This window comes from Sporosarcina sp. NCCP-2222 (genome assembly GCF_023168145.1).
Taxonomy (GTDB): Bacteria; Bacillota; Bacilli; order Bacillales_A; family Planococcaceae; genus Sporosarcina.
Window position 1 is genome coordinate 55,203 of sequence record NZ_BQYK01000007.1, and the last position, 2,987, is coordinate 58,189.

The following is a 2,987-nucleotide window of genomic DNA, read 5'->3' on the forward strand; positions in this document are numbered from 1 at the left end:
CGTGTTCGAGTGAAATATTGTCGTTTAGGATTTCGTTGTATGGAATTGTGTCCGATGTAGACAGTTTATCCATGATTAACGTATCACATTCGATGTTCGCGCGAGCGCCTTCTGCACGGCGGCCGAAGTGCACGACACCACGGTAGGTTACTTTACCACCGTGTTGGGAAATCGACTTGGATACGATCGTAGATGACGTATTCGGCGCCAAGTGCATCATTTTCGCTCCAGCATCTTGGTGTTGGCCTTTACCGGCTAGTGCGATGGAAAGTGTCATTCCACGTGCGCCTTCGCCTTTTAGGATACAAGCCGGGTATTTCATCGTTAGCTTCGAACCGATGTTGCCATCAATCCATTCCATCGTTGCATTCGCTTCACAAACAGCACGCTTTGTAACGAGGTTATAGACGTTATTCGCCCAGTTTTGGATCGTTGTATAACGGCAGTATGCATCTTTCTTGATGATGATTTCAACGACCGCACTGTGCAGGGAGTTCGTTGTATAAACAGGTGCTGTACATCCTTCGACGTAATGCACACTTGCGCCTTCATCGACAACGATCAATGTACGCTCAAATTGTCCCATGTTTTCCGAGTTGATTCGGAAGTAGGCTTGCAATGGTGTTTCTACCTTAATGCCAGGCGGTACGTAAATGAAAGAACCACCGGACCATACAGCAGAATTCAATGCCGCAAACTTGTTATCCGTGTTTGGAATCACAGTGCCCCAGTATTTTTTAAATAGCTCTTCATTCTCGCGAAGGGCGGAATCCGTATCTTTGAAGACGATCCCCATTTCCTCGAGATCTTCTTTCATGTTGTGGTAAACCACTTCGGATTCATACTGTGCTGATACACCAGCCAAGTATTTTTGTTCCGCTTCCGGAATACCGAGTTTGTCGAATGTTCTTTTGATTTCTTCCGGTACTTCATCCCATGAGCGTTCTGTCGCTTCGGATGGCTTTACGTAATAAGTAATTTCATCGAAGTTCAATGAATTCAAGTCGCCGCCCCATTGTGGCATTGGCTTGCTGTAGAAGATTTCAAGGGATTTCAACCGATAGTCGAGCATCCATTGCGGCTCTTCTTTCATTCGAGAAATTTCTTCAACGATCTCTTTCGTCAATCCACGTTCCGAACGGAAAACAGACACGTCTTTGTCATGGAAACCATATTTATAATCGCCGATTTCAGGCATTTTTTTCGCCATTTGAATCCTCCGTTCTTATTTGTCGGTAGCCAGGTCTCTTCATTCGAGGCAGAACAATTATTCCTCGGATTCGTTCCCGACTCCTTTTTCCAGCGCCTTCCACGCCAATGTGGCACATTTGATGCGGGCTGGAAATTTCGCGACACCCGATAAGGCTTCGATGTCTCCTAAATCGACGGAATCATCTACATCCTTGCCAAGCATCATGTCCGAGAATAGATGGGCATACTTCACGGCGTCTTCCGTCTTTTTGCCTTTGACCAATTGGGTCATCATCGATGCGGATGCCATGGAAATGGAACATCCTTCCCCTTCGAATTTCGCGTCTTGCACGACGCCATCCTCCACTTGAAGTGTCAAATGGATGACGTCGCCGCAAGTTGGGTTATTCATATCGATCGTTACATTGTTGTCGGATAATACGCCTTTGTTTCTTGGGTTTTTGTAATGGTCCATTATGACGGACCGATACAATTGGTCTAATTTGTTAATTGACATTATTGGAAATACTCCTTTGCCATGCGGAGCCCTTCTACAAGCCGATCCACATCGTCTTCGGTGTTGTATAAGTAAAAGCTGGCGCGAGCCGTGGCAGAAACGTCAAGCCATTTCATGAGTGGCTGGGCACAATGATGGCCTGCACGAACTGCAATGCCGTTCATGTCAAGCACAGTAGCCAAGTCATGCGGATGGACGCCTTCCAAATTGAACGTTACGATGCCGGCACGTTTTTTCGGGTCTACTGGGCCGTAAATTTGCAGGCCTTCGATTTCGGACATCTTTTCCATCGCAAGACCGGCCAGCTCATGTTCATGGCGTTCAATCTTGTCTAATCCAACTTCCCTGAGGAAATCGATTGCAGCGCCTAAACCGATCGCACCAGCGATAATCGGCGTGCCGCCTTCGAATTTCCAAGGAAGCTCTTTCCAAGTGGAATCATATAAACCGACAAAGTCGATCATTTCACCGCCAAATTCGATTGGATCCATTTGGTTCAGCAATTCCTTTTTGCCGTAAAGCACGCCGATACCAGTCGGGCCGCACATTTTATGGCCGGAGAATGCCAAGAAATCGCAATCGAGCTTCTGCACATCGAGCTTCAGGTGAGGAGCGGCTTGTGCACCGTCCACTACCATGACAGCACCATTAGCATGTGCAATTTCTGCGATTTCCTTAATTGGATTCATCGTTCCAAGAACATTCGACACATACATGACGGACACGATTTTCGTTCGGTCTGTCACTGTCTCACGCACTTTATCAAGCGATAGCGTACCATCTTCCTCAAGATCGATATACTTCAGCACTGCACCTTTTTCTTTCGCAAGCTGTTGCCATGGAATGATGTTTGAATGGTGTTCCATGTACGTAATTACGATTTCATCGCCTTCACCGACATTTGCGCGTCCATAGCTTTGGGCGACAGTATTTAAAGCAGTCGTCGCTCCGCGCATGAAAATGATTTCCTGGGTCGATTTCGCATTGATGAATTCCCGTACTTTTTCGCGGGCATTCTCATATCCCTCGGTTGCCCGGTTCCCTAAGGAATGGACACCGCGGTGCACGTTTGAATTGTCCTCCGAATAATACTTCGTCAATGCATCAATGACTTGCTGCGGCTTCTGGGAAGTCGCAGCACTATCTAAGTAAACGAGCGGATGCCCGTTGATTTCCTGGTCAAGTATCGGGAAATGGTTGCGGATCTCTTTACTGAGCATTAGCGCACTTTCCTTTCAATGACCTCCGTCAATTGCTTCTTGACACCTTCGATTGGCAA

The 2,987-nt window shown here is 47.0% G+C and carries 3 protein-coding genes; all 3 read right to left on the reverse strand.

What is annotated here, in order from left to right; translation table 11 throughout:
- On the reverse strand, nt 1-1,210 hold a 1,210-nt coding region (gene sufB, locus NCCP2222_RS14850), incomplete at its 3' end, for a Fe-S cluster assembly protein SufB (protein WP_248513127.1).
- A 57-nt stretch (nt 1,211-1,267) separates the two neighbouring features.
- Nucleotides 1,268-1,708 (reverse strand): Fe-S cluster assembly sulfur transfer protein SufU, encoded by a 441-nt coding sequence (gene sufU, locus NCCP2222_RS14855; RefSeq protein ID WP_248513128.1) that lies wholly within the window; start codon nt 1,706-1,708, stop codon nt 1,268-1,270.
- Nucleotides 1,708-2,928 (reverse strand): cysteine desulfurase, encoded by a 1,221-nt coding sequence (locus NCCP2222_RS14860; RefSeq protein WP_248513129.1) that lies wholly within the window; start codon nt 2,926-2,928, stop codon nt 1,708-1,710. Before NCCP2222_RS14860 ends, sufU begins: the two co-directional genes overlap by 1 nt.
- Nucleotides 2,929-2,987 lie beyond the last annotated feature (59 nt).